At 52.4% G+C, this 25781-nt stretch carries 28 protein-coding genes, 1 pseudogene and 1 CRISPR repeat array; of the genes and pseudogenes, 18 read left to right on the top strand and 11 right to left on the bottom strand.

The features are described from left to right. Positions 1 to 6: 6 nt before the first annotated feature. Positions 7 to 651 carry a C-phycocyanin alpha-cysteine-84 phycocyanobilin lyase subunit CpcF gene (cpcF, locus tag QJQ48_RS00145; RefSeq protein WP_346289147.1) on the top strand — a complete coding sequence of 215 codons (645 nt, stop codon included), beginning with the start codon at positions 7 to 9 and terminating at the stop codon, positions 649 to 651. 2 nt (positions 652 to 653) lie between these two features. After that, positions 654 to 1640, top strand: a complete 987-nt coding sequence (locus QJQ48_RS00140) for a putative 2-dehydropantoate 2-reductase (RefSeq protein ID WP_346289146.1) — start codon at positions 654 to 656, stop codon at positions 1638 to 1640. Between the two features lie 85 nt (positions 1641 to 1725). Here QJQ48_RS00140 and psb29 read toward each other — a convergent pair whose 3' ends face one another. Next, complete coding sequence (gene psb29 / locus QJQ48_RS00135) at positions 1726 to 2457, bottom strand: photosystem II biogenesis protein Psp29 (protein ID WP_346289145.1); 732 nt, start codon at positions 2455 to 2457, stop codon at positions 1726 to 1728. A gap of 112 nt (positions 2458 to 2569) precedes the next feature. Between psb29 and QJQ48_RS00130 the strand changes: the two genes are divergently transcribed. Next, positions 2570 to 3199 (top strand): chromophore lyase CpcT/CpeT, encoded by a 630-nt coding sequence (locus QJQ48_RS00130; RefSeq protein WP_346289144.1) that lies wholly within the window; start codon positions 2570 to 2572, stop codon positions 3197 to 3199. On the opposite strand, the gene QJQ48_RS00125 is transcribed toward QJQ48_RS00130, so the two are convergent. Both QJQ48_RS00125 and hemF read right to left on the bottom strand, forming a co-directional pair. After that, entirely contained in the window at positions 3196 to 3555 is a 360-nt protein-coding gene (locus tag QJQ48_RS00125; RefSeq protein WP_346289143.1) for an STAS domain-containing protein, read from the bottom strand. The genes QJQ48_RS00130 and QJQ48_RS00125 overlap by 4 nt on opposite strands. 238 nt (positions 3556 to 3793) lie before the next feature. Beyond that, the gene (gene hemF, locus QJQ48_RS00120) at positions 3794 to 4822 is read right to left on the bottom strand and encodes an oxygen-dependent coproporphyrinogen oxidase (protein ID WP_346289142.1); all 1029 of its coding nucleotides are present in this window, start codon (positions 4820 to 4822) and stop codon (positions 3794 to 3796) included. A gap of 317 nt (positions 4823 to 5139) precedes the next feature. Here hemF and QJQ48_RS00115 point away from each other — a divergent pair, with 317 nt between their 5' ends. The 3 genes from QJQ48_RS00115 (at position 5140) to rodA (ending at position 8138) form a co-directional block, all read left to right on the top strand. Continuing rightward, positions 5140 to 5670, top strand: coding sequence for an SRPBCC family protein (locus tag QJQ48_RS00115; protein WP_346289141.1), 531 nt, complete (start codon positions 5140 to 5142; stop codon positions 5668 to 5670). Positions 5671 to 5800: 130 nt separating this feature from the next. Beyond that, positions 5801 to 6874: an Mrp/NBP35 family ATP-binding protein gene (locus QJQ48_RS00110; protein WP_346289140.1), complete on the top strand. Its 1074-nt coding sequence runs from the start codon at positions 5801 to 5803 to the stop codon at positions 6872 to 6874. 1 nt (position 6875) lies between these two features. Further along, complete coding sequence (gene rodA, locus QJQ48_RS00105) at positions 6876 to 8138, top strand: rod shape-determining protein RodA (RefSeq protein WP_346289139.1); 1263 nt, start codon at positions 6876 to 6878, stop codon at positions 8136 to 8138. A 64-nt stretch (positions 8139 to 8202) separates the two neighbouring features. Here rodA and QJQ48_RS00100 read toward each other — a convergent pair whose 3' ends face one another. After that, the gene (locus QJQ48_RS00100; RefSeq protein ID WP_346289138.1) at positions 8203 to 8466 is read right to left on the bottom strand and encodes a hypothetical protein; all 264 of its coding nucleotides are present in this window, start codon (positions 8464 to 8466) and stop codon (positions 8203 to 8205) included. Between the two features lie 602 nt (positions 8467 to 9068). Here QJQ48_RS00100 and QJQ48_RS00095 point away from each other — a divergent pair. The 3 genes from QJQ48_RS00095 (at position 9069) to QJQ48_RS00085 (ending at position 13062) form a co-directional block, all read left to right on the top strand. Further along, positions 9069 to 9530: a hypothetical protein gene (locus QJQ48_RS00095; RefSeq protein ID WP_346289137.1), complete on the top strand. Its 462-nt coding sequence runs from the start codon at positions 9069 to 9071 to the stop codon at positions 9528 to 9530. Positions 9531 to 9538: 8 nt separating this feature from the next. Next, complete coding sequence (locus QJQ48_RS00090) at positions 9539 to 10786, top strand: hypothetical protein (RefSeq protein WP_346289136.1); 1248 nt, start codon at positions 9539 to 9541, stop codon at positions 10784 to 10786. 399 nt (positions 10787 to 11185) lie between these two features. Further along, positions 11186 to 12215: a CRISPR direct-repeat array (repeat unit 37 nt; unit sequence GTCGAAACCCCCAAAAACCCCTCACGGGGATTGAAAC). Positions 12216 to 12303: 88 nt separating this feature from the next. Continuing rightward, positions 12304 to 13062 carry an aspartyl/asparaginyl beta-hydroxylase domain-containing protein gene (locus tag QJQ48_RS00085; protein ID WP_346289135.1) on the top strand — a complete coding sequence of 253 codons (759 nt, stop codon included), beginning with the start codon at positions 12304 to 12306 and terminating at the stop codon, positions 13060 to 13062. A gap of 7 nt (positions 13063 to 13069) precedes the next feature. Here the strand turns inward: QJQ48_RS00085 and QJQ48_RS00080 are convergent, their stop codons facing one another. From QJQ48_RS00080 to QJQ48_RS00070, 3 genes are all read right to left on the bottom strand, one after another. Next, positions 13070 to 13339, bottom strand: a complete 270-nt coding sequence (locus QJQ48_RS00080) for a hypothetical protein (RefSeq protein WP_346289456.1) — start codon at positions 13337 to 13339, stop codon at positions 13070 to 13072. After that, positions 13240 to 13758: a hypothetical protein gene (locus QJQ48_RS00075; RefSeq protein WP_346289134.1), complete on the bottom strand. Its 519-nt coding sequence runs from the start codon at positions 13756 to 13758 to the stop codon at positions 13240 to 13242. Before QJQ48_RS00075 ends, QJQ48_RS00080 begins: the two co-directional genes overlap by 100 nt. 63 nt (positions 13759 to 13821) lie before the next feature. After that, positions 13822 to 14481 carry a hypothetical protein gene (locus QJQ48_RS00070; RefSeq protein ID WP_346289133.1) on the bottom strand — a complete coding sequence of 220 codons (660 nt, stop codon included), beginning with the start codon at positions 14479 to 14481 and terminating at the stop codon, positions 13822 to 13824. A 228-nt stretch (positions 14482 to 14709) separates the two neighbouring features. Here QJQ48_RS00070 and psb34 point away from each other — a divergent pair, with 228 nt between their 5' ends. From psb34 to tsaB, 3 genes are all read left to right on the top strand, one after another. Then, positions 14710 to 14880, top strand: coding sequence for a photosystem II assembly protein Psb34 (psb34, locus tag QJQ48_RS00065; protein WP_346289132.1), 171 nt, complete (start codon positions 14710 to 14712; stop codon positions 14878 to 14880). Between the two features lie 268 nt (positions 14881 to 15148). Beyond that, positions 15149 to 16066: a pentapeptide repeat-containing protein gene (locus QJQ48_RS00060; protein ID WP_346289131.1), complete on the top strand. Its 918-nt coding sequence runs from the start codon at positions 15149 to 15151 to the stop codon at positions 16064 to 16066. Next, positions 16066 to 16671, top strand: coding sequence for a tRNA (adenosine(37)-N6)-threonylcarbamoyltransferase complex dimerization subunit type 1 TsaB (gene tsaB, locus QJQ48_RS00055; protein ID WP_346289130.1), 606 nt, complete (start codon positions 16066 to 16068; stop codon positions 16669 to 16671). The genes QJQ48_RS00060 and tsaB overlap by 1 nt, the downstream gene beginning before the upstream one ends. On the opposite strand, the gene QJQ48_RS00050 is transcribed toward tsaB, so the two are convergent. Then, positions 16668 to 17204 carry a gamma-glutamylcyclotransferase gene (locus QJQ48_RS00050; protein WP_346289455.1) on the bottom strand — a complete coding sequence of 179 codons (537 nt, stop codon included), beginning with the start codon at positions 17202 to 17204 and terminating at the stop codon, positions 16668 to 16670. The two genes, tsaB and QJQ48_RS00050, sit on opposite strands and share 4 nt — an antisense overlap. 91 nt (positions 17205 to 17295) lie before the next feature. Further along, entirely contained in the window at positions 17296 to 18354 is a 1059-nt protein-coding gene (locus QJQ48_RS00045; protein WP_346289129.1) for a hypothetical protein, read from the bottom strand. A gap of 139 nt (positions 18355 to 18493) precedes the next feature. On the opposite strand from QJQ48_RS00045, the gene QJQ48_RS00040 reads away from it, so the two are divergent. Beyond that, positions 18494 to 19393 carry an alpha/beta fold hydrolase gene (locus tag QJQ48_RS00040; RefSeq protein ID WP_346289128.1) on the top strand — a complete coding sequence of 300 codons (900 nt, stop codon included), beginning with the start codon at positions 18494 to 18496 and terminating at the stop codon, positions 19391 to 19393. Between the two features lie 158 nt (positions 19394 to 19551). On the opposite strand, the gene QJQ48_RS00035 is transcribed toward QJQ48_RS00040, so the two are convergent. Continuing rightward, a complete protein-coding gene (locus tag QJQ48_RS00035; protein WP_346289127.1) occupies positions 19552 to 20334 on the bottom strand; it encodes a cobyrinic acid a,c-diamide synthase in 783 nt (260 codons plus the stop codon). A 173-nt stretch (positions 20335 to 20507) separates the two neighbouring features. Further along, positions 20508 to 21911: a hypothetical protein gene (locus tag QJQ48_RS00030; RefSeq protein ID WP_346289126.1), complete on the bottom strand. Its 1404-nt coding sequence runs from the start codon at positions 21909 to 21911 to the stop codon at positions 20508 to 20510. 401 nt (positions 21912 to 22312) lie between these two features. On the opposite strand from QJQ48_RS00030, the gene QJQ48_RS00025 reads away from it, so the two are divergent. The 5 genes and pseudogenes from QJQ48_RS00025 to QJQ48_RS00005 all read left to right on the top strand — a co-directional run. Further along, positions 22313 to 22567: a hypothetical protein gene (locus QJQ48_RS00025; protein ID WP_346289125.1), complete on the top strand. Its 255-nt coding sequence runs from the start codon at positions 22313 to 22315 to the stop codon at positions 22565 to 22567. 153 nt (positions 22568 to 22720) lie between these two features. Next, the gene (locus QJQ48_RS00020) at positions 22721 to 23248 is read left to right on the top strand and encodes an orange carotenoid protein N-terminal domain-containing protein (protein WP_346289124.1); all 528 of its coding nucleotides are present in this window, start codon (positions 22721 to 22723) and stop codon (positions 23246 to 23248) included. 463 nt (positions 23249 to 23711) lie between these two features. Then, the gene (locus QJQ48_RS00015) at positions 23712 to 24803 is read left to right on the top strand and encodes a DJ-1/PfpI/YhbO family deglycase/protease (protein ID WP_346289123.1); all 1092 of its coding nucleotides are present in this window, start codon (positions 23712 to 23714) and stop codon (positions 24801 to 24803) included. Positions 24804 to 24861: 58 nt separating this feature from the next. Continuing rightward, on the top strand, positions 24862 to 25491 hold the full coding sequence (locus tag QJQ48_RS00010; RefSeq protein WP_346289122.1) for a cold shock domain-containing protein: 630 nt from the start codon (positions 24862 to 24864) through the stop codon (positions 25489 to 25491). A 183-nt stretch (positions 25492 to 25674) separates the two neighbouring features. Continuing rightward, a pseudogene (locus tag QJQ48_RS00005) lies at positions 25675 to 25781 on the top strand (IS701 family transposase); the annotation flags it as partial.

The following is a 25781-nucleotide window of genomic DNA, read 5'->3' as shown; positions in this document are numbered from 1 at the left end:
CTGAGGGTGCAAAATCAGCCAGTGAGCAGCTTAATTCAGGCGGTAGAGCAGGCTAGCTCTCCTCTAGATTTGCTAAAAGCTGTACGGGCGTTAGCGGCTGTCCGTCACCCAGAGGCTATCCCCACTCTGCTGGAGGTTTTAGGATTCAATAATCCAGGGGCAGCGGTGGCCGCCGTAGAAGGGTTAACCGTACTGGGCCCCGAGGCTGTCCCGCCGCTACTCAAGCAGCTTGACGATCACAACTACGGGGCGAGGGCCTGGGCCATTCGAGCCTTAGCCAATATCGGCGATCCGCGATCGCTCGCTGTGCTACTGGATGCCGCTACCGCTGATTTTGCTCTCAGTGTCCGGCGAGCCGCCGCGCGGGGACTGGGCAACTTGGACTGGTCTCAGATGACCGAGGTGGAAGTGCCTGCGGCTCAGACTCAGGCCGTGACGGCGCTGCTGCAGGTAACTCACGACGCCGAGTGGATTGTCCGCTATGCGGCTGTAGTCGGGTTGCAGTCTTTGGCTCAGCGCCTGCACCCCAATGAAAAGGAAGAACAGCGACAGCGCATTCAGCAGCGTTTGGCGCAGCTTGTGGAGGCCGATCCGGTGGCGTCTATCCAGGCGCGATCGCAGCTTGCCCTCTCTGAACTGGGAATGCAGTAGCCATGTCTACTCTCAGCTATGCTGTCTTAGGCACAGGCGCCATTGGCGGCCTCTATGGGGCGTGTTTGCAGCGGGCTGGGGCTGAGGTTCATTTTCTGCTGCACAGCGACTACGAACAGGTACAGCAGCGAGGACTGCAGGTTGAGTCTGTTTGGGGAGATTTTGAGCTGCCAGAGGTGCATGCCTATCGGACTGTTAGCGACATGCCGCCGGTAGATGTGATCATTGTGGCGCTCAAAACGACTCAGAACGGGCTGCTGGCTCAGCTATTGCCGCCGCTGCTGGGGCCGCAGACGGCAGTTCTAATTTTGCAAAATGGTCTAGGGGTAGAAACCACCGCCGCCGCGATCGCAGGCAGCGATCGTATCCTCAGCGGCCTCTGTTTTGTCTGCTCCAATAAAGTGGGGCCGGGGCACATCCGCCACCTGGATTACGGCACTATCATGCTGGGGCACTATAGCCAAACCCAGCAGCCTGCAGGAATTACAGAAATTATGCAGGCGATCGCCCAGGATTTTAAGCGGGCGAATGTGCCGCTGCAGCTCACAGAAGATTTGTATATGGCCCGCTGGCGCAAACTGGTGTGGAATATTCCGTTTAACGGGCTTTCGGTTGTGCTAGAGGCGACCACTGAGGAAATGATGGCCGATCCGGAGGGGCGGCAGCTGGCTCAGCAGCTTATGGCAGAGGTGGTGGCAGCGGCGAACGCCTGCGGTGAAAAGCTCTCTCCAGGACAGGAGCGGCGTTTACCTGATAGCCTAATCTCAGACATGCTGGAGCATACTGAGCAAATGCAGCCCTATCGCACCAGCATGAAAATTGACTTTGATACGGGCAGACCTTTAGAGCTTGAGGCTATCTTAGGCAATCCGATTAAAGCTGCTACTGCGGCCCAGGTGCCCGTGCCGCGAATTCAAATGCTCTACCAGCAGCTCCAGTTTCTCAATCGCCGCTGTCAAGCAGCTCACGCCAGCTCCCAGCCTCACTGACGATACCTGAAAGACTTAGAGGCAGGACTTGGGCACTTGACCAGGTTTTAACGGCCTGCGCGATCGCCCCGGCTGTCGTCTTGTCCTAGCTAGCTGGCTCCTCGGTTGACGTTTCTTCTGGCTTTTCGGTGGCACTGGTCGCACCTGCTTTCGCCTGCTCTCGCTGCAAACGCTTCTTGCGATCGGCCTCTAAAATATCTTTCATCACGGCCTGAGCCTGAGTGATTTTCTCTAGGTTGCTGCGATACAAATCGAGGTCTTTTTGAACTTTGTCGTAGGAAACATTGAGCGATTCACAGACCTGGGTAAACAGCTCTGTTCGCTGCTTATCGTCTTTGACCAGCTCAGGATCGATGGTTTCGACTAGGGTATACAGCCCGATTGCCATCAGACGGCTGTACTTATATTTGTCGTTGTGGGCGATCGCCTTTAGCGTTTGCCAGGGCTGATGATCGGGGGCGGCCTCTAGATGCTCTAGGTTTGACTTCAAATCCTCAATCGATAGAGATCCGACGGATTGCTTGATCTGTTCGGCATCGCCGCGAAACTGCTGGGGATCGCGCTCAACGGACTGACAGAGCGCCTGAAAAATAGATTCGCGATCCCGGTCGGGCTGATAGCCCTGCATGAAGCGATCGAAAGTGGTGACGACGCCCAAGGCGTATAGTGGATCATAGTTGAAGTCCACATTGACAGACAGCAGGTGCATCTCGACCATCAACTCTTCGACAACGCGACGATAAATAGAGTTGATAGGGCGAGTGTGATGAGCGTAAAAAGCACGCTTTGTGTCAGAAACAGTGCGGACGTTATTCACAGTAGAAAGCTAGCGAGTGTGTGATTCCATTCTCTACTTTAGCGGCCCGTTTGCCAAGCTGGCAGAATTCGGGAGCTAGATACCTTTCGATTCTTTCAACTCAGTTTCTAGAATGCCTTTTTCAACCAACCTTCTTGCTCTCAGCCGGGCGCTGGCCGGAGAATTTGAAAATCGACAGCAATCGCTAGATGAACCTGCCTGGTATGTGCATCTGCGCGTTTGGCAAAGACCTATTCCCAGCTTCGCGGACACCTGGCCGACGCTGTTCATTGAGCAGGTAAGCGTGGTTTCAGGCAATCCGCCCTATCGTCAGCGGGTGATTCAGATTAGTGAAACTGACGCCCAGATTAAAATTCAGTTTTTTGCCCTCAAGCAGCCGCAGCAGTTTTGCGGCGCGGCTCTTAACCTCGATCTTTTAAAGCAGCTCACGGCTGAGGATCTAACCTTGTTGCCGACCTGTCAGCTCGAAGTTAAGTTTCTGCAGCCTACCCAGAATGCTCTGGATGTCAGTGCTCAAATGCCGGAAAATACCCTTTGCTCTTTTGAGTATCAGGGGCAAACTCGCTACATCAAGCTGGGCTTTGAGCTAAAGACTCAGCAGCATACTGGCACTAACCAAGTACAACTGCTGAGCTCTGACAGAGGTGTTGATCCAGCTACGCAAGAAATTTTATGGGGGCCTCGACTAGGGCCGTTTCGCCTGATCAAGCAGCAAGACTATAGCCACGAGCTGAAAATCTAGCTGGCAATGCCTCTAGGAACGCCGGAAAGGGCGTCTTCTTCAGTGTCAAAAATTTCAAACACTGAGTCCATCATCGTCACCTCGAAGACGAGCTTGGCTTCAGGATGAACATTGCAAATGCGGAAGCTGCCCTTAACTTTGTCAGCATCTCGCATGCCTGCGACTAAAGAGGTCAGCCCAGAGCTGTCAATGAAGTTGACCTGGCTGAGATTGACGACGACGTGGGGACTAACCCGCGAAATACATTCCTGTAGCTTCAGCCGAAACTGCCAGGCGGTTGTGATGTCCAGTCGGCCCGAAGGCGTCAGAACGATCACAGTTTTTCCATCATCAGTTGTCAGTGTTTTTTGATCCATGTTCGAGTCGCCACTTTCTCCTATGGAGATTACAGACTCCCTGCAATCAAATTGGTTACCTAGCGCCAGCCGCTTTGACGAGCTGATGTTGGCGGCTGGTACCCATTGACGCAAAAGATACAGCCTTAAGTTGCCCAGATGATATCAAAAATGAACGCTAAGTTCTTTGACGAACTTTTGTTGTGACTGAGTTCCGTCTCTTTACCCGGCTAGACAGCGCCGACCTGTTACCCACTGACTAACTTGACCAGTTGACCCAGTCCTGGGGCTGCAGAAAAATGTCGTAGAGCTTAGCTTCTGGCGTTTCCGGCTGCACTGAGTAGTTGTATTCCCAGCGCACCAGCGGCGGCAGAGACATCAGGATTGACTCGGTGCGACCGTTGGTCTGTAAGCCAAAAATGGTGCCCCGGTCATAGACTAAGTTGAACTCTACATAGCGACCCCGGCGATAGAGCTGAAAGTCGCGCTGGCGATCGCTGTAGTCAAGGTCTTTACGCTTTTCAATGATGGGGACATAGGCTGGCAGGAAGGCGTTGCCGCACTCCTGCACGAAGGCAAAGAGGTCTTCCCAGTTACGGGTGGGCAGCTCGCCAATTTTCTGGCTGTATTGGGCTGCCTGCCCTTTGTCATCAGGGCCGTGATAGAGATGGCCTTGGCCGTCCTGATAGTCGAAGAATATACCGCCGACGCCTCTGGGTTCCTGGCGGTGCTTGAGATAAAAGTACTCATCGCACCAGCGCTTGAAGACGGGATAGTATTCCTGATGATGGCGATCGCAGGCCGCTTTCAGGGTTTGGTGAAAATGCACTACGTCTGCTTCAAAGGGGTAGTAGGGGGTCAAATCAATGCCGCCACCAAACCACCAAACCGGGCCAGCCTCAAAGTAGCGATAGTTGAGGTGAACTGTCGGCACGTAGGGATTGTGGGGGTGGAGCACCATCGAGGTGCCCGTAGCGTAAAAGCCGTGTCCGGCGGCCTCTGGGCGCTGAACCAGAATGGAGGGTGGCAAACTCTTGCCCCAAACCTCAGAAAAGTTGACGCCGCCCTGCTCAAAAATGCCGCCCTGCTTAATCACCCGCGATCGCCCGCCGCCCCCGTCTGGGCGCTCCCACTGGTCTTCCTGAAACGTACTTTGACCATCTAGGGTTTCTAGCTGCTGACAAATGCTGTCCTGTAACGTCTGCAGTGCTTGACTCACTCGCTGCCGAGAATCCTGGGGTGGCAGAGTAGATGACTGGCTAGAGAATTTTGGGAGTGAAGATGTCATAGGTGCCGACGCAGAATGTTACCTACAGTAAAAATTACCAAGCAGCCCCCTACAGTTGATGAAAAGATTTGTGACGCTGGGGGGCAGGCCGCGCCAGCTTTAACTGCAGTTTTTGCAGATCAGAGCGCAACCATAAGCCAATTTAGCGCATTAATCCCATCAGGTTGGGGCAGTCAAAATTTTAGATAAGATTGCGCCTACAGCTACAGGTCAATTGCCATCATGGATAATCATTAAAAGACTAAAATTAGAGGATCCTCAAATTTCTTGCTTCTGCCATCGAGACAGTATCCATGAATTGCTTTTGGTTGAAACGGATGCAAAGCTGCATTCAGGAAATTTCTCGCCAGCCTCATAGCTGCGTGAGGCGATCGCTAGCAAACACCTACCAAACGGTGAGTTCTGCTTCGGTAGATGTCCTGTGGCAGGTGGTGGTGAATCTGGCCGATGTCTCCTGGCATCCCCTCCTCAAAAGCACGAATGCGCCCAATGGCCTGACCGCCAAGCCAGGCTTGATCTACAAAGCTTTCACCGCTCGTTTTCCGCTGCCGATTCGTATTTTTGTGGAGCGGGTTGATCACCGGGAGTTACTCAGCATTCGCGTCTATGTGCTACCGGGTTTAGAGGAGCGAGTGACTTACCGGATTGAGTCAGCCGTCTGCGGCACCCAAATTTCCTATTCAGTGACGCTGCGGGGCTGGCTCTCTCCGCTGGCCTGGTCGCTGATTCGGCCCCACGCCGCCAAAGTGGCTTCGGCGCTGGCGATCGCCGCTGAGCAGGTAGCCAGACAGGCTCTAGCTGGGCCGCATCCCTCTTCCTCACGCCCTTCTCAGGATTTGCTGGGCTAGTCATAGCCTAGAGGTTTCAGCTCTCCTGGACTCAATTGCGATAAATTCAGCACAAAAAGCTAGGATTGTTAAACATCGGTTAATTGCGTTTAATATTTGCCGGGGCTGAACTTTAAAAACTTATTACTCAATGGCAATTTCTTCTCTAAGCAAGGATGCGGTTTTAGACGTGCTGCGTCCGGTTCAAGACCCGGAGCTGCGCCGGAGTCTGGTCGAACTCAACATGATTCGCAACGTGCAGATAGATAACGGGCGGGTCAGCTTTACCCTAGTGCTGACTACCCCGGCCTGCCCGCTGCGCGAATTTATCGTAGAAGATTGTGAAAAGGCGGTGCGGCAGCTCCCCGATGTGACGGCGGTAGACGTGGAGGTGACGGCAGAAACTCCTCAGCAGCCTTCTCTGCCCGATCGCCAAGGGATTGCCGGGGTGAAAAATATCGTGGCGATTTCCAGCGGTAAGGGCGGCGTGGGCAAAAGCACCGTGGCCGTCAACATTGCGGTGGCGCTGGCCCAAATGGGAGCGAAGGTGGGCCTAATTGATGCGGATATCTATGGTCCTAATACGCCCACTATGATGGGCCTCGATGCGGCAGACGTGATGGTGCGGCAGGGCGAGCAGGGCGATATTCTAGAACCGGCTTTTAACCACGGCGTCAAGATGGTGTCGATGGGCTTTTTGATCGATCGCGATCAGCCCGTGATTTGGCGGGGGCCGATGCTCAACGGCGTCATCCGTCAGTTTCTCTATCAGGTGCAGTGGGGCGAGCTGGACTATTTGATTGTGGATATGCCACCGGGTACGGGCGACGCTCAGCTCACCCTGGCGCAGGCAGTGCCGATGGCCGGAGCCTTGATTGTGACTACGCCTCAGACGGTGGCTCTGTCGGATTCGCGCCGGGGGTTGCGCATGTTCCAGCAGTTGCAGGTGCCTGTAATTGGCATCGTGGAGAATATGAGCTACTTTGTTCCCCCCGACCAGCCAGACAAGCAATATGACATCTTTGGCTCCGGAGGGGGGCAAAAAACGGCGGATGAATTAGATATTCCGCTGCTGGGCTGCGTGCCCCTAGAAATGCCGGTCAGAGAGGGCGGCGATCGCGGCGTACCCATTGTGGTGAACGCGCCTGACTCCGCTTCAGCCCAAGCCCTCAAGGCGGTTGCCCAGCAGGTGGCTGCTCGCATTTCTGTCGCTGTGCTCAGTTAATATGCCTCAACCTACCCTCGTCGGTAAACGCTGGAAAAAGTGGCTACAAGCCTGGCAGGAAGTTGACTGGCTGCTCTTTTTGCTGCCGGTAGCGTTGACAGTTTTCGCCAGCATTGTGATTACCAGCACCCAGATTAATTTAGAGACGACTGAATTTGGCTGGAACCATCTGGTTTTGGGGTCGATTGGTCTAGTGCTGGCCCTCATGATTGCCCGAACACGCTATGAGGGGCTGCTGAACTGGCAGTGGATTATCTATGCGGCCACCAATCTTTCCCTGATTGCCGTTATTTTCATCGGTACTTCAGGCTTGGGTGCCCAGCGCTGGATCACAATTGGCGGCTTCAACGTCCAGCCCTCGGAGTTTGCCAAGCTAGGCTTGATCATCACGCTGGCGGCGCTGCTGCGGGGCAAGGAAGCTTCAACACTGCTGGGCATGATCAAGGCGCTGGCGATTACTGCCGTGCCGTGGGCGCTGGTCTTTTTGCAGCCTGACCTGGGTACTTCGCTGGTGTTTGGGGCGATCACGATTGGGATGCTCTACTGGGGCAACGCTAATCCGGGCTGGCTGGTCTTGATGGTGTCGCCGCTGGTGGCGGCCATCTTGTTCCACGTCTATATTCCAGTTTGGCTGGTCTGGGTGGTAGGCATGGGCGTTATTGCCTGGCTGACGCTGCCCTGGCGCTTATTCAGCACGATTGCGGCCACGGCTGTCAATCTGGTTTCTGGCAAGCTGGGGGACGTGCTGTGGGGCTTGCTCAAGGATTATCAAAAAGATCGTCTTATTCTGTTTCTCGATCCGGATAAGGATCCTTTGGGCGGCGGCTATCACCTGATCCAGTCGCGGATTGCGATTGGCGCTGGTCAGCTTTGGGGGCGAGGACTGCATCAGGGCACCCAAACTCAGCTCAACTTTATTCCAGAGCAGCATACGGACTTTATCTTTTCGGCGATTGGCGAGGAATGGGGCTTTGTAGGGGCGATCGCGGTATTAGCGGCTTTCTGGATAATTTGTCTGCGGCTGGTGATTATTGCCCAGAACGCCAAGGACAATTTTGGTTCGCTGCTGGCGGTGGGTGTGCTGTCGATGATTGTGTTTCAGGTGATTGTCAATATCAGCATGACCATTGGCCTAGCCCCAATTACGGGAATTCCGCTGCCCTGGATGAGCTATGGCCGTTCGGCGCTGCTGACGAACTTCATTGCGCTTGGCCTGGTGGAATCGGTGGCCAACCATCGCCACCGACTGAAGTTTACGGACTAGGGAGGCGCTAGCTGCCTAGTCCGCACTGATAGGCCAGAGAGCCGTCTAAACTAAATAACCCCCGCTATACGCCCTCAGCTAGCCGACAGCGCTTAGTGAGAATCACCATCACCTCGTTGGGCTGATCGGTAGGCAGGGGTTTGCTCCAGGCGGTGGCTTCGGCATAGCCCAAGACGTGTAGGCGGTGGATTTCTAGCCGCACGCAGGGCAGGGGGCCGAACATCAGCAGCCGCACCGGGTCGTCGCTATCGGCAGATTTGCGGCTGGGGACGGCGATCGCGGGGGAAGTGCGATCGCTGGCGTGATTAGCAGTCGTCTCTTGAAACATGAGTGTACTCCTTGAGTGAATTTGAGCCTGGGAGGGGAAGGCGGAAATAAAGGCTGAAGGATGAAGGCAGAACGATGAAGTAAAGGCTGAAGAATGGAGTAAAGGCTGAAGGATGAAGGCAGAACGATGAAGTGCGGGCTTTATCCTACCCACCGCTTGATTTCTGCCCCCTGCCCTTTGCCTTCTACCTTTCTCTCCTGCCCTCTGCCTTCTAACTTCTGCCTTTTTCTCCTGCCTTCCCATGCCCCAAAACCCAAAAACTTAGCCACCCCGACAAATTGCAACGCAAATCGAGGTGGCTGGTGGTACACTGCACCACTAGCCGCCAGACTGCTCGCTCAGTTTGGGGGTCAGGCTCCTGTTGGTGTTGAGACCACCTTCAGGGGCCGCTAAGTTTTCGAGTCCTGTGTGTGTAAACAAGCTGTAACAGTAGAACTGCTATAGCTTAATGGCTGAGTGTAAAGTATTTAGCGATCGGCGTCAACCGTGAAGAAAAATCAACTGGCGGCGGAAATCCTATCCGAATCCTGTGTAGCTATTGGGTGAGTACAGAGACTTCGGCAAGAAATTCTGAGCAGGCGAGTCAACAGTTCTAAGTTTCTATGAAAAACAAAGAATACGCTCTGGATTCAGCAAGATGCTTAATTTGGGGATATTTCTTTATTTTTCTAGGAGCTATATTTTACCTGACTTGCCGCTCCTATTCACCTGCGCTAATTGCTCCCTTAAAAAGGATGACAGTTGATTGTTTACAAAACAATTTTCCGAGCTTTGATCAATCATTTCCCACATTTGCTCACGCCGCTGGATTTTCCTTTCTAAGCGCTGCTTTTTTACCCAAAAAGCTTTACTGGCTATTGGCTGTAGCAGCATTTTGGCTGCTCATTAATACTGGATATGAATTTTCTTGCTTATTAATATTTCGGCTAGAGCCGTTTGTGAAAACTATGCTTCCTGGTTATAGCTGTGCCTTTGATTTTGGCGATATAGCCGCGTCCTTTGGGGGAGTTTTCATTTTTCTCTTTGTTTGCCTTGATGGCTTCAGGTATAGAAATGATTGCTGAATAAGCTCATGAAAATAAATAAATTGCTCAGAAAAATTTCCATCATGCTAGTTGTCGCTATTGGTATAGCTAGCTTGATTGCGTCCAATCATCAAGGTACTGTCACTCCGCCGCCTAGTCTAGGGCTTAAAATTACTAACATCTCTAATGCAACGCCTGCACTAGGAGAAACAGTCACGATTTCCTGGGAGTATGAGAATCCTGAATTATTAGAGGCTCAAGGAATTCGCGTTGTTAGTTTGCTAATAGATGGCAATTTATTCACATTGCAACAAGGCTGTCTGCCTACCTATGAACCGGGACAAGAATGTCTAAATTCAGATGCAAGAAGCACAGAAATTAATTTCACAGGCCCCATTACTGTATTTATTGACAGTGTTGATAATAATAATCAAGCTGTGACAAAAGCAGTGAAGTTAAAGCTGCCCAACATGTCATTTAAGCTCAGTCAGCTTGAATTTACAAATCCTGGATATCCTCGCTTTACCGGAAACAATTTGGCGGAAATAGAGTTTGATAAAGCTTTTGGTATCTATGCGAATGTACAGCAGTCCAGCAGCGAAGATGGCATTATTGACGGCATTGCAAGCATAGGAATTCCCGGTTTTGATGCAACTGAAAGCGATCCTTTCTTTGGCTTTTCTTCAAGACCTAATGAGAATATTAGTTTTGGTTTTAGAAAGGGATCCAAGTTTCCACTTTTAGATCCAAACTTCTTAAATTCGCTAACTTCTCAGCAACAAGCATGGTCATCTAATCATGCTGATGGAATTATTTATGCGGGTTTACTCGCTATCAACGGAGAGGCTAAAATTATCAAGACTGCCAGTGGCGAAGCCACAGTCTATACGATAAATTCGCCTGAGCCAATCGAGCCGTTTTTCGTTCAAATTGATATTCGCTCAACAGATTTAGCACCCAGCACGTTGTATATCAGCGATCTTCACGCCGGAAATGCAGGTCAGGGACTGGTGCTATCTGCTTATCGAGGAGATTTTGATCCTGATGTTCAGCTAGGCTCAACAGGTAGCTACAGTCTTGAAATTAATCCAACTGATACGCTTGATATATTAGCTAGCAATGGCGATATTAAAGGGGCTACAGTAGGTTTTCCTATTGTGGAGACAAGTGCAGGAGAAAACTTGCTGTTGGTGAGAGCTGGGCTTTCTGCAACATGGAGCAATATCCCCTTCTACCCTGACGATGATTTATCTGGCTTATTTCTGACGCAGTTTCAAGAGCCTAGCCTTAGTTGAGTCTGCAAATGCATCTATGTTTATTGCATTTAACGAAGCAGCTGGACAAGACGGAGCGCAGTGACTAGACTAGGCGAAAGCTGTCTGACACGGCAGCTTTTGCACCTAGACAAGTGAATACTTGACACTATTTTATAGGGAAAGCGCTGCGGCGCGAGTGGGGGGCTGTTTGTAGCCAGGTGGATAAATTATCGAGCCAAAGGCCGACGGGTCTTGAGTTTGAGCGATTTTGAGGCTTGGGGAGTTCCGCGCGATCGCTGTAGCTTATATGTTTCAATGCTTTCCCCGATTTAGGCAATTTGTTTCATGAGCCTAAATCGTATTTTTCTATCTAATTTCTGGAGGTTCGCGCAAACGAGGTCTGAAACGAGCCTTGGCTCTACTTTTTCAGCCCCCGCCGTCGAAACCCCCAAAAACCCCTCACGGGGATTGAAACGACAATACAAAGCTCGTGTTCCCAGCCGAAAAACTGTCGAAACCCCCAAAAACCCCTCACGGGGATTGAAACGCGCCCGTATACTTCCACAGGATAAAGGTGAATTTAGGTAGCGTCGAAACCCCCAAAAACCCCTCACGGGGATTGAAACACTAAATAGCTGGGAACAGGTCTACGCTGATATTTTTGAGGCTAGTCGAAACCCCCAAAAACCCCTCACGGGGATTGAAACCAATCGCCCCTCTGACGTAAGGCACAGCGAGATTCGCCTTGCAGGTCGAAACCCCCAAAAACCCCTCACGGGGATTAAAACTGAGAATGTTCAGGTTAGGGACGCCTACAGAACGAAGGTAAACCGCGTCGAAACCCCCAAAAACCCCTCACGGGGATTGAAACAGTTCGAGAGCAATCGGCGCGATGAATTAGGCCGACGGCCGTCGAAACCACCAAAACCCCCTCACGGGGATTGAAACGTGCTACAACCCCGGCTTTGTATAGGGCTTCGGCATAGGCGTCGAAACCCCCAAAAACCCCTCACGGGGATTGAAACCTAGAGTCTCTATCGTATCCTGATGTATTATCTAGAACGTCGAAACTCCCAAAAACCCCTCACGGGGATTGAAACATATTTATTCCCCATTAATTCAGTCCATTCGATCCATCGAAACCCCCAAAAACCCCTCACGGGAATTGAAACCCTTGACCCCACAGCCCAATTGATAGCGAGTGCCGTCGAAACCACCAAAAACCCCTCACGGGGATTGAAACGAAATGGGAGTGCTCAGCAGAGTAAAACTGACTGGTCGAAACCCCCAAAAACCCCTCACGGGGATTGAAACATCCTCCTCGCAGGCACCTAGTAAAAGGAGGGACAGTGTCGAAGTCGAAACCCCCAAAAACCCCTCACGGGGATTGAAACTTGCGGACAATACGCATAGCAAAATAGATGGCTACGGGTCGAAACCACTAAAAACCCCTCACGGGGATTGAAACCTCAGGACAGCCAAAAATCTCAGAATATTCTGGTTCTCTTTAGCCTGGAATGAGAAGATAAATAGGCTAAAACGCCAGTTCAGTCACCATGTCAACCTCCGCCATCGAACCGCAAAGCCCTGAAACACCAATACATCCAATCTTCGACAGCCACCGCTACCGCCGCCTCGAAGCGTGGCTAGGAGAAACCTCCAAAGTCGGCAACACCCCATTTTTCACCAAAGATCAGTTCCCCTGGGCCTACGACCTAGAAGCCAACTGGCAAACCATTCGACAAGAACTCGATCAGGTCTTGCAATACGTCAACGCCCTGCCCAACTTCCAAGACATCATGCCGCGCCAGCAGCGCATCAGCCCCGACGACGGCTGGAAAACCTACTACTTCTGCGCCTTTGGCTTTGTAGCCGAGAAAAACTGTCAGCAGTGCCCCGAAACCTGGAAACTATTGCAAACCATTCCAGGACTAAAAGTTGCCTTCTTCTCCATCCTCGCCCCCGGCAAACATATCGTAGAGCACCGAGGCAAACACAAAGGACTAATTCGCTATCACTTGGGGTTGATCGTGCCGGAACCCCAGAGCGCCTGCGGCATTCGCGTCGGCAACCAGATCGCCCACTGGCAAGAAGGCGACAGCCTCATCTTCGACGACACCTACTATCACGAAGCCTGGAACCGCACCGATAGCTACCGAGTCGTCCTGTTTTTAGACATTGCGCGGCCCTTCAACTTTCCCCTGTCCTGGGTAAACGGGCTGCTCTCGCGGCTGCTGGTGCTGTCGCCCCTCGTAAAACAGGCCAAAGCCAACTACGCCCACTGGGAAAATCAGTTTGAAAAGGTCTTAAAATGACCCCCCGTTAGCCAAGCTGCTGCAGGAGCTTAATCAAGCGCGATCGCCGCACCACATACACCCCGCGCAGCTTACCGTGCTGGGTCTTGACGCTGGCCTGAGAAAAAGCCAACACCGCCGTTACATAGCGGACGCGGAGCTGTCGCTTCACCTGCAGCGCCTGCCGCATACACTGCTTCAGAAAATCTTTTTCAAAGCCGTAGGTCTGCCGCCCCATCTGGCGATAGAGCAGCTTACCGTCAAAGTGAACCTCCCCCGCGTGAGATTTGACATCAATGACATAGACCCGCTTTTTCGGTGAAAAGCAGACAATATCAGCGTCTCCCAGCCGCCGCCCAGGGGCATATTGTAGTCAAACCGCCAGCCCGCCTCGGTCAGCGGCTGCAAAAGCTGGGCAATTTCCTCTTCAGCCCTAGCCCCCTGATCGGCCCGGTTAGCCCGCTGCCAAAACTTTCTGCCCCGCCACACCGACACGGCTGAGCCTGTCCAGAACAAACCGTAGGTATAGACAAAAGTGGGCGGCAGCGCCGGAGCCGTCCTTTTCTCAGCCCTAGAAAACTCCGCGATCGCTCGCTGTAGAATCACCGGAGCGATCGCCAGACCCAGCGCCACTAGCCAGAGAGACACCGCCTTAGAGCGTCGGTGCAAAGCCATTTTGCGTACGTTTTGTCCGGCCCGCCGGGGCGATCGCGCCATTGGCAATGGGATCTAGTCTGCGTTCTTGATCATAAACGCCAGAGGGCTGGTCAATCCGCCCTATCAGCGGCCCCACGGCCTCAGTAACCCCACGACCTCCTGAGCGCTAGAGAGCAGTTCTGCCCAGCGATCGGGGTTGAGCCTGCCCTCCGTCCGATAGTAGATCAGCGCATTGCCTAAACCTTCACTGCAGATGCGTTGTCGTTTTTCGTAGAAGGGAATAACCCGGTAGTCAAAGATCTGACGGATGCGGGCCTCATCGGAGCCGCGCAGCAAATATCGCTCAGAAAACAGAGGATAGTCATCAAAGTCGATGTCGTGGTAGCCAAAGAGATTGCCAATTTTGTGAAACAAGTTTTCTGGCGTCAGCAAAAAGGCAGGCAGGTCGAGGGACTCAGCGCAGAGCAGCGCTACGGTGTGATATTGGGTGCTAGAGTGCTTGCCGCTGCCAATGCGATAGCTGTAGTCGAATAGAAAAATATCAGCGCCATTGGCCTGCCCCTTGAGGACATTGAAGACTTGCCGCGATCGCCCTTTGGAAAACAGGTTGAAGCTCCAAACCACCGACGGCACAAGCTGATTGCCCTTACCGATAAATTGGAGTCCGAGCTGCGGCGCGATCGCTTCAATCGCCCGCCTGCGCCGATAGGCCAGATAGAGGCTCAGCCCTATCAGCCCCACAGCAATCAGAATAAAAATGACAAAAATCCAAGCCTGTTCCATCGCGCCATCGCCTGTAAACCACTGCTATGAACTTCAGCGGGCGATCGGCAAACTCCGTAAATGTTGGCCTAGCGCCCGTTCGTTCTCATTGCCCCGCCAATTGCAAATCTGAGCGCAGCCATAGCCCGTGCGATAGAGTCGCTAATTCAAAAATCTTTCTAAAGCCGATAGCATTTGCGTGAATCTTTGTTAAGATAAATTAAATCGAAGTCACATGGATAATTTCTTATGCCATACACAACTGAAGAAGGCGGTCGCCTCAACAACTTTGCTAGAGAGCCTAAAATGTATCAGGCTGAACCCCCCAGCGGTAACCAGAAGCGTAACTACGCCATTCTGGCTGCTCTAGCAATGGTTCTCGTGAGTGGCCTGTTCTACGTTGCCGCTTCGGTTTCCTAGGCTTCTTAAATTAATTCTTACAATTTATGAGTGGAAAAACTCACGAGGCTCAGGCAATCTGGCTTCGTGAGTTTTTTTAGGATTATCCTGAAAGCAGCGATCGCGGCTGTTAAAAATGACAGAAGCTCGCACAGTTACTGTTGAGGGTACAGGTTCGAGAGAAGTGTGCAATGATAAGTCCGAGCGGTTTGGCACTTCATGAATTCCTGTCACAGCGGTTGCAGCGGATGAATAGCCAGACCTACAGATGAGTGAACCAGGCTGCACTATGGCAAATCAGGAGCACCTTCAGCAACTTTTTCAATATCCCGACCAGTGGAACCAGTGGCGCACTGACAATAGCTCAGTTCCGATCGATCTCAGTCAGGCCGATCTGAGCCAGCGCAAGCTAACAGCCGTTAATCTTCAAACTGCCGATCTGAGCCGCGCTAAGCTCATCGGTACGGTGCTAACGGGCGCAGATTTGAGTCGGGCCAATTTAGCCGGGGCCGACTTAAGCGGCGCTGATCTGAACCAGGCCAACCTAGTAGAGGCCAATCTCACCCAGGCCAATCTGCTGGGAGCCGATCTCAGCGGCAGCAATCTGCACCAGTGCAATCTTGAACAAGCCACCCTGAATCGAGCCGGTCTGAGTGAGGCCAATCTTTCCCAGGCCCACCTGCCGCAGGCCAGCCTGATTGGCGCTGAACTAGGCCGAGTCAATCTGCAAGCGGCCAATTTGCAGGCTGCCCATCTCAAGCGGGCCGACCTGCAGCGCTCTGACCTGAAGCAGTGTAATTTGGCTGCAGCCGATCTGAGCGATGCCCGTCTGCTCAACAGCGATCTCGCCGCCGCCAATCTGAGTCAGGCCAATCTTAAAGGCGCTCGCCTCAACCGGGCCACCCTGACCCAGGCTGATCTGACCGGGGCTAACCTGACCGGGGCCACGCTGCTGGGAGCTGACCTAACCGGGGCTAATCTAACCGAAGCAGACCTACAGGAAAGTAACTTCAGCGGTGCCAACCTGAGTCAGGCCAACTTGTCAGGCCAGGATCTAAGCCAGCTCAACTTTACCGGAGCCAGTTTCAAAGGTGCTATTCTGCAGAATACCGATTTGCGTCAGGCAATTTTAACCGATGCCGATCTGACGGAAGCCGATTTGACCGGAGCCAAGCTGCCTGGTGAGCTGGCCTTTTTACCAGAGTAATGTTAGGGCTAGCACTCCATACCAGCAGCCCGGAGTTGGGGCTGGCGCTGAGCGATTTTGAGACGGTTTCGCGTCACCAGGTTTGGCCTTTGGGCCGCGATCTCTCGGTTCATCTGCACGAGTATCTGGCTGATTTTATTCAGCCCTACTCCTGGCAAGACTTCGGCTTCGTGGCTGTTGCTAAAGGCCCCGGCGGCTTTACTGGCACTCGCATTGGCGTTGTCACCGCTCGCACCCTGGCTCAGACGCTAAATTTGCCCCTGTTTGCCATTTCCAGCCTAGCTGCTTGGGCACAGCGATCGCGCACCGAACAGGACACCCAAATCGCCCTGCAAATGCCAGCCCAGCGCGGTGAAGTGTACGGCGCGATTTACCAGGTTGCCAGCAGCGGTTTGATTCCCGTCCTAGCCGATACGGTCATGCCCTTGGCAGACTGGCAGTCTAAGCTCGCCGCCTGGCCTCAGCCCTACCGTCTAGTGCTCGCCGAAAACGGCCTAGCAGACTCGGTCACGGCTGTGCTGGAACTGGCTCAGCCGCAGTGGCAGCAGGGCGATCGCCCCCCCTGGTCAGCCGCGCTGCCTTACTACGGCCAGCATCCGGTTTAAGCCGAGCGCAGTTCTCCTACGCCCCGCTGCTGCAGTTCGTGCATATGGTGAAAAAGCTGCCAGCAGTACTGCTCTGGCAGACCGCAGGTGAGGGCACCCCGCAGCACGATATTGAAGTACCAGTCGTTAGGCGCGATCTCCTGGGTGAGCTTGTCTAAGACAGTGTAGGTGCGGGTGCTGGGATATTGCTGACCGTTGCAGTCAATGGTGACGAAAGTTTGGGTGTAGCCTTCTTCGCGCTGATCTAGGCGATCGCTCAGCCGCCACGGCAGCCGGTAGAGCACTCCCTGGACGGTGGAATGGGGCTGCGGCACAATGTCGAGGACGCCGCAGTTGCGCAGCCGTGATTTGCGATAAAAGCCCAGTTTGTAGCCGCTGAGCGTCCCCGGTCCCACCACGTAGGCATGGGTCTTTTCTACCAGCGATCGCTTCAGATCGACCGGGCACATGCAGGAGCCATAGGCAAAGTAGTAGAAGTGGGTTTCAGATTTATTTGGGCCGTGGGGGGGTGCGGATGACGGGGCTGCAGCCATTGGGAGCGATCGCCTCTTGACGTAATCAGTCAAAAATAATTGTGCAGCATTCTATCAAAAAACGAGCAGCCCCATCTCCCAGTGCCGCGCTCTACTGCTGAATCAGGGTTAGCTCAGTTGTTGGACTTGTTTGGTTGTCTAAAACCGCCGTGGCGCTGATCTGGTAGCGGGTACCGTTAGAAACTAGCGAGGGCGTCACCAGCACCTGAAAGTCACCATTAGCATCTGCCAGCACGGTTCGATCCACAAGGGTATTACCCACGCTGAAGGGGCCGAGTACCGCTGTGTTAGAAGTCACTTTCACCTGCACAGCGGCGCTGGGCTGGGTCTGCCCCTCTAGAGTAAAGCTGTTGCCAATCACAAAATCGCCGTCATCGTAGTTGGTGAAGCTGGGCTGTAGCGTCACCGGGGTGGCTGCCTCGGTGGTCGTCTCGGTTGCCGTGTCAGTCTCGCTAACTTCTGGCGCTTCTGAAACGGCAGCCGCAGTGCCGCTAAAGGTGGCGGGGCGATCGGCGGCGGCATAGGTAAGCTGCCCCTGACGCTGCAGGCGACCCACAACGATGCCTTCGTTGATTACAGTCCCCGGCTGAACCGGGAGGGTCGCCACGTAGACGCCGCTGGAGACTTCTTGCGTGGGCAGCGATCGCACGGTTTGCCCGTCCTGAATCAGCAGTACCGTCACCTCTGCGCCCGGCGTGGCATTGACGGTGGCTAAGAAGTTAGCCCCAGCCGCAAGCGGACTGCTAGCAGCATTGTGCGTCACCGAGGTGATTGCCGCCGCAACCTGAGGCGGCTGGACGGCAAATTCCCAGGCCACAGCCCGGCGAATACCGCCCGTAGGCTGGTACTCAACTCGCACCTCGGCAGTTCCCGGTGGTAAGGGCTGAGCAGGCCGATAGCTGAAGAAGCTAGCGGTAATTGTGCTGCGACTGGTGACATCTGCGTCGTTGACGTAAATGCGCACTGAGCTGACATCGACTGGCGCGCTGTTAGCGGTATCGAACTGCCCAGAAATTGAGGTTTCAGGCGCAACCCCCTGATCATTGACCTCAGGGCTAATGTTGATGACGCGCTGGGCTAGGGCGGGCAGACTCGCCGGAACCGTCAGCAGGCCAACCGTTGTCAGCAAAAGTAGGAAGGAATTTCTCATAGCGCAATATTAGTAAGGGGCTGTTTGAGAAGTAACATTTCAAACCGCAGCCGAGATCTATCGGCTGATATATCCCTCGTCTGCCGGGAAAAAACCTTTATGATAAAGAAAAATTGAGCAGAACCTCATTAAAAACGCCATGACCGCTTCAGTTGCCGCCCTGCCTGAGATGGAAAAGTTTAGCTGGCAGTGGCAAGGTCACCAAATTAAATATACGGTGCAGGGAGAGGGACAGCCGCTGGTGCTGATTCACGGCTTTGGGGCCTCAATCGGGCACTGGCGCAAAAATATTCCGGTTTTAGCCGAGGCCGGCTACCGGGTTTACGCCGTAGATTTGCTAGGCTTTGGCGAGTCGGATAAGCCCGCTTTAGATTACACGCTGGACTTATGGCGATCGCTGCTGCAGGATTTTTGTCAGACCCATGTGCAACAGCCCGCTGTCTTCATCGGCAATTCCATTGGTGGTTTGCTGACCCTGATGATGTTGGCCCAGCATCCTCAGATCGCTGAGGCCGGGGTGTTGCTCAACTGCGCTGGCGGCCTCAATCATCGCCCAGAGGAGCTGCTACTGCCGCTGCGTATCGTCATGGGTGCTTTTACTAAGCTAGTCAGTTCTAAAGTGACCGGGCCGTTTGTTTTTAATCGGGTGCGGCAAAAACGGCGTATTCGCGGCTCGCTGCAGCAGGTCTATCGCAATCGAGCCGCTATTACAGAGGAACTGGTGGACATGCTGTATCAGCCCTCCTGTGATCCGGGTGCTCAAAAAGTATTTGCCTCTATCGTGACGGCTCCTCCCGGCCCCAAGCCAGAAGACCTCTTGCCCCAGATTCAACAGCCTTTGCTGGTGCTGTGGGGCGAAAACGATCCCTGGACGCCTATCAAAGGAGCCAAAATTTACCGCCAGCTCAGCCAAAACGACAGCCGCCAGCCGCGTGTCACCTTCCAGTCAATTCCGCAGACGGGCCACTGTCCCCACGATGAGCGACCTGAAGTGGTAAATCCGGCTATCCTGAGCTGGCTAGCTGCTCTATCAGAGTAGGGTGTTTCCTATCCGCCGATGCGGTATTCAGTCAAAGATTGTGTTTTTCAACACCCTTTGCCGCCGCTTCAGCCTGTTACTGTGAAAGTGCGTTTTATGATTTCAACTCCTGGCTTGGGTAGTGATTGCCTGAGCCATTTTTTCTTGGCCTCGCAGGCTTATTCCAAAATCGCTTCAGTGGATTCTGACTGGTAGATATAGGCGTAGTCAAACTGAAAAGCATTGGCATGACGAATGATTGAAAAGCCAAAGCTGGTAACAGTTTCGGTTGAGAAAGTAGCGATGCACAGTTCGACGAGCCGTTTGCCTGAAATTTTCGGTATCTGCACAAAATAGGCGCGGCGAGCAAAGAACAGCCCTTCGTCTTTGGGGATAACTAACCCGTTGAGTCGATGAGCGTGCTGAATCGGGCGAATATACTGCCGAATAAAGTCTTCTTGGCTAATCTGTAGGCGGTAAAGCCGTTCGTGCTGCGACCAGCTCATGCGAAACATGAGCTTAATCATCTCAAACCCTAAGATGTAGTGAAAAACGCTATTACGCTCTTCGGTACTGACAACCAGCTTCAAGGCGGACTCTAAATAAAGACCTGGCTGCTGGCGTAAATCCTGGGCTGAATGGACGTAAAACTGACGGATATAGCGTCTAATGACTGGCTCACTCAGATGGGTTTTGATATGCACCTGCTGCAAGTAGCTGTTGACTCGCTGCTGGGTATCTCGGTCTTGAATAATGCGGGAGATCAGCCCATCAGCCGTATACTCGTCTAAAAAGCGAGCCTGCATCTCAGGCGGGGTGGCACACATCAGGTGACAGAGCGACAGCACATAGCGCCGCTGCGCCCAGGGCAAGCTCTCCAGCCACTCCTTTGCTTGCTGAGGCAACGTTCCTAAAACGCTGTCTGTCTCTTTGATCGACGGTAGCTGGCTTTGAGAATGCATCGCTTAGCAATTGATAGGTGCTGCAGACAACCTTCGGTTAAATCTCAGCTTATCTGGACTTCTTTCTAGCAAGCCCAAAATTACCGCAAAGGCTTTACAAACTGGACGATGGTTGATGCGGACTTCAACTTTTGTCCCCTGTTTGTGTAGACGCGGCTTTTCCCTATCCTGTTTCAGCCTTGATCAAAGTCAGCAGGCGCACTTTCATCTAGCTGATCGACTTCTTCTAAAGTGTCTTCAGGATTCTGCTGCTTCGACTTTTGAATATAGTTCAACTTCATTTCTTCTAAAAGATCGCTCAGTAGCTTTTGCAGTTCGCTCTGGTTGCTGCCAGCCTGCAGTTCTTGGCCCAGGGCATAGCGGAAGTCAGCACTGAGCTGATCAACTAGCACCCGGCCTTCAACGTCGGCATAGGAGTTGGCCAATACGTCACAAGTTGCCTGAGCCAGATAATCGGAGACGGGGGCTACCATATCCTGCGGAATGGCCTGTACCCCTGGAATTCGCTGCAGTCCTTCGTATAGATCTGACTCCTTCAGTGTTCTCTGCAGGCTATGGCGCAGCAGGGCTTCTAAATCGGGCTTGATAGTGGGCATCACCTGATAAATGACTAACTGCAGCAGGCGATCGGTGAGCTTATCAAATTTTTCGGCGTCGCCAACCTGGACGTACTGGCTAGAAGTCTGGTCTAGAGCGGTAATGCTGCCCGTGTTAACGGCTTCTTTGGCCTGGTTAATCGCCCGCACTAGAGCAAAGCGAGAAACGCGCTCAGCCAGGTAAGCGGCAGGTTCGTGGGTGGCCTGTCCCAGCAACCGTTCTAGGTTAAACAGCCGCGAGCGATGAATCCGCACCGCTGTTGGCACCACCCGCAGCCAGCGCCAGAAAGGAAAAAACAGGGGCAACTCGTACCAGCGGCGGGCGATCGCATCTGGCCAGGAAACCCCTTCTTTTTGACGGCTGATAGCAACTGTTCTCAGAAAAAATTCGATGGCAAAAAAGATGACAAAGTAAATATCTATCCGCCAAAATTCATCGACAAACTGCCCGACTTCATTAGTTTCTCGAAAGTAGTTAGAGGCAATGAGAGGTCGCAGATTTTGATCAAAAAAAGCTTTAACGTTAGGCCATCCCTGTTGTTTTAGGTAAGCTGGACTCCAGAAAGTCAGAAAAGCTTCCCGATTTGACTCAGTGCCAATATAAGCGCGTAAGCGCCGCTTCAGGCGGGCAAAGGTAGCTGATTTATTGGCAATCAAAAACGGATTTTCATCAACAATTGCAAGGCTTTGATTTTGTAGCAGCTTCAGTGTGGCTAGACTTTCGGCGGCTGAAAGGCCGTTTTGAGCGATCGCTGTATCTAATTTTTCAACTGTATTTAAATAATTTTCGGTGACTTCATTCGCTTCAATACCTTTAATCTGATCGTACTGACGAACAATCAGCGGCAAACGCTTTAGATACAAGTCTCTTAAAGGAATATATGTAATATTAAAGAGGACTAAAAGCAGGTTGACGATCATCACAATCGCCATGAACTTACCCCAAACTTTTGTCCAGTCAGTTGGCTGCGAATTTTCCATTTTGCTGACTCCTCACTAGATCCCAGAATGCCCTAAATAAGTGAACATAAGCAGGGTACCGCTGGCACAGCCCTAATCCGCCATCTTTCAAGGCTTGAATGCATTAGGCGATCGCCAAGACAGCCTGCCCAAATTTAGATCTTCCTGGTTAGCCGTTGGCTGCTGCTCGTAAACACTTTAGAGGAATACGCCCCGGTTAGGCTGCTGTTGTCAAACGCGATTCTAACCCTAAAAAACATCTGGCTAGGGGTAGACAAAGCGAAACTCTATAGGCTAAGTCGCTCTACAGACAGATGCGAATTTGCGGGCGATCGCTAACAATCTCTGTTGTTGCAGAGAAAGCTATTTTATTCCCATAGCTACAAATTTAGCAGTCAGTTGTGAGTAAAACTTAGATAAATATGGCTTCTGAAAAACCTTTAGAGGGCGTCATCCTCATTGATTGTGCCAAGTCAAACGCCAAGCAGGGTCTAGCAGTGGCAGCCAAGCAGTGTGGCTTTGGTGAGGATACTGAACGCTTCATCACGACCCTTAAGCAGGCCTGTCAAAATATGGGGGTCGAATTTAATCAGCTAGAAGATTTAGTCACCGAGCAGCAGCAGGTAAAGCGGCAGGGCGGCATTGAGGTAGCGCCTGACACGCCGGCAGAGCTTTAGAAAGCCACAGTGGACGCAGGGAGGTTGTAGCCATAATAGCCAAATTTATAACCTCGGATGGGAGAAGCGATTGTCGCAATCTGTTAAATCTGAGGCTAGCTATCAGTTTAGAGCTGCTAGCTACGTAGATTAAAAGTTTGGAGAAAACTATTTATGGTTTCTGCTAACAATGCTCAATCTCATGTGCTTTCAGATGAAGCCAAGCAGGTTTATCAGGCTTATAGCAAGCTAGGCACAGACGAAAAGCTAGCGTTACTTTACTATGTTTACGAAAAAATGGGAGACTCTGTGACTCCGGCAGCACCTAACGCGGCTGAGCCTGAAATAGTCGATACTTTAGCCTCTGGTTATTTTGACCTGGATAACGATGCTCAACTCGCAATTATGCGAGAGATTGTTGAAGGCAAAGATAGCGAATCGTCTCGTGCCTATGGTGGCCTGACTGACAACAATCAGCTACTGGTTTGGTATATCTGGGCTGAGGCAATGGGCGATCGCGTGGTAGACATGCCCGGAGACTATGAGCCTAGCAATGCTGTCAGTCAAGCGCTTAAGCAAGTCGAAAGCCTAGAGTTTGAGTCGCAAATTTCCGTTCTCCGGGAAGCCGCCAGCAACATGGGCTACAGCGAAGTTAAGGAAATCGCTTCTCAGAATGAAACGGGTAAAACCCCCAGCCTCTAAAGTAGTGGCGTGACACAGCTACAATTAGGGCTTTTGTAGGTTGGCGTTGAGCAGAGCGAAATTCAACATCGACAAAACTTCTGTTGAAATTTCCGTTGTTGGCTCAACCTACATTTTTAAGCCAGTCATTCCAGCAGGCTGAGATAGTGTAGCTATTACCGATTAACTAACAGCTCTGGCGGAGTCAGTCAATGACTCCGCTATTTTTACGATCTTGATCTACAGGGCTAATAGTGACCGCGCTGCCCTTCGCTATTGAATCTATCGGTAGCCCTATAGAGGCGAAATCTTCCCGTAGAGCGACGTTCATCGCTTAGGAGATTGTTAATTTAGTAATACAGACTAATTTTTCTATAAAAACAATAATTGACTGCTACTTAATTAACGATCACTCAGTCTACAAATTTTTAGCCGAACGCCAAGCACTTTGCGGTTAGGCATCAAGATTTAAGGAGATTTTTCTATGGTTTCTCAACCCAATAGAAGCGCAGCAAAACGAGTTGCTATTTTAGTTGAAAATCAGTTTGAAGATTCTGAGTTTCAGGTCCCCTACAACGCCCTCAAGCAGGCGGGCGTCAAAGTAGTTGTGCTGGGTTCACGCATGAACGATGAGTACGTCGGCCAGCGAGAGCAGGTGACCATCAGACCAGATGCGACCCCCACGGAAGTTCGCTCTGAGGACTTTGATGCCATTATCATTCCGGGTGGGGGTGCCCCAGACTACGTGCGAATGAACCCCCATGCGGTGCGCTTGGTCATGAACGCGATCGCTCAGGAAAAGGTGGTGGCGGCTGTTTGTCACGGCCCCCAAGTACTCATTGAGGCCGATCAGCTACGAGGGAGACAGGCCACTGGCTATCGCTCTATTCGCAAAGACATGCAAAACGCTGGTGCCACCTACATTGATGAGCCGGTTATTGTCGATGGCAATTTGATTACCGCTCGTCAGCCCGGCGACTTGCCTCTGTTTACCACCATGCTGCTCACTGCGTTGAGACTTGACCTCAGCGGCAAGGCCATGCCCGACCCCAGCGATCAGCACTATAGCTGGTGGCAGCTTGCGGCAGATTGGGGTGGCTCTAGCCGGCAGGACATTTTAAATGCGCTCAATGCGGCTATCGTGGGCGAACGCTATACCTTAGCTGCCTTTGAAAAATATGCTGAGAAGGTTAGCGGCGTAGAACTGCAGGTGATTCTGCAGGAAGTCATTACCACCAAGCGGCAGCATGTAAACCTGTTAGAGCAGCGTTTGGCCGCCTTTGACGAGCAGGTGACCTGGCAGGCGATGGGCAGTGAAGCCTTCGCGACGCTGCAAGGTTGGCTCCAGTCTAGCGACGAAATGGCTATTACCCGGCGGGCACTGGGCGATATTCAAACGGGTGTTGTAGATGCCCTACACCTCGCCAGTCAGCTCACCGATCCGACAACGGTTCAGGTTTTGAGCCAAATCGAAGCCAATCTGGCTCGCCACGAACAACGCTTTTCTGATTTCTACCGGGCGCGGGCCGGCGCTCAGGTTGAGCCGCCCACCCCCACCACGTTGGCTGTGAGCTAGCTATGACCCAAAATAGCTGGCTTAGCCATTTGAAAAACGAAGCATCATAGGAGATTTCATGCAAGTTCCACTAGAAACTGTTTATCGCGGCGTCGAAAAAACAGACGCTTTAGAAACGCTCATTCAAGAGAAAGTAGACAAGTTAGAAATGGTGTGCGACCACATCATTGGCTGTCACGTTGCTGTTGAGCAGGTACACGAACACCCTGAGGCCGGTTCTCCCTATCGGGTCAGAATTAATTTGACAGTTCCCCCCGGACATGAGTTAGCGGTGGATAAAAGCCCGGATAAAGGCACCCAATATCAGCCACCAGAGGCGTTGATTCGAGACGCCTTTGAAGCGGCCCAGCGGCAGCTAACGGAGCTGGTCGATCGCCAGCAGCAAAAAGTTAAGCAGCATCCTGATCAGGCCGTAGGCGGTATTGTCACGAAGCTATTCTCCAATGAAGGCTATGGCTTTTTGAAGTCGATGTCGGGTCAGGAAATCTATTTTCATCAAAACAGCGTGCTGCACGATGACTTCGATCGCTTGACGGTTGGCAGCGGCGTGCGCTTTATGGTGACGGACGGACAGGAAGGGCCGCAGGCGACCACGGTACAGCTAATCAACAAGCCAGGCGAGCGAGCGGGCAAAGGCGCTGACGAGGAAGAAACGACAGTAGCGAAGCCGCCGGCAGGTTGGCGATAGATGAGGCGGTAGGGGGGTGATCGGTCAATCCCCTATCCCTGCTATTCGCTTGTGACATTGAAAGGATGGGCGATGCAAGTTCAGACAAAGGTATTGCTGATCTTGGATATGAACAGGACTTACGCATTGACAGTTGAGTAAATTTGTGGGTTGAAATTCAAAGGTGTTGCATCCCTTAGTCCTTTGCGTATTCTCACTAAACCCTCCACCGCTCATTGCACGCTCAATCTCTATGTGCGCTATCTGCTGGCCCAACCACAAGGGTCTGGCTGTTGCGAACTGGCTGAGAT

Origin of the sequence: Sphaerothrix gracilis Ecp01 (assembly GCF_030405905.1) — a bacterium.
Lineage (GTDB): Bacteria > Cyanobacteriota > Cyanobacteriia > Phormidesmidales > Phormidesmidaceae > Sphaerothrix > Sphaerothrix gracilis.
This window is presented reverse-complemented; position numbering and strand designations above follow the sequence as displayed.